The organism is Streptomyces flavofungini (genome assembly GCF_041028215.1).
Lineage (GTDB): Bacteria > Actinomycetota > Actinomycetes > Streptomycetales > Streptomycetaceae > Streptomyces > Streptomyces flavofungini_B.
The window spans coordinates 1-344 of sequence record NZ_JASKYR010001549.1 but is presented as its reverse complement, the minus strand read 5'-3'; the positions used below and the strand labels follow the sequence as shown (position 1 = coordinate 344).

Genomic DNA, 344 nt, shown 5'->3' with positions numbered 1-344 from the left:
ACGATGACKCGMYCCGCKCCGTCACCCTGCTCACCCCCACCGGCACCGAGGTCGCCGTCCTGCCCGGCGACGGATTCCACGGCAGGCTGTGGGCCCTCGGATTCACACCCGCCGGAGTGCACACCACCCTCCTCCTCGTCCGCGAACAGGACGACGGCTATGTGCTCGCCACCTGGACCGCCGCCACCGGCACCGTCACCCACGACTGGTGTGCCCTGGACACCCAGTTCACCGCCCGCTGGTACCCCGACGGACGCTCCGTGCTGATCCGCCAGGACCGCCACGGCCGCTCCCTGCTGCACCGCGCCGACTTCGCACGCCGCACCCTGCACCCCGTACCCACC

The 344-nt window shown here is 72.4% G+C and carries 1 pseudogene; it reads left to right on the top strand.

Annotation, left to right across the window (positions count from 1 at the left end):
- Positions 1 to 344 (top strand): annotated as a pseudogene (locus AB8Z36_RS42125) (S9 family peptidase); the annotation flags it as partial.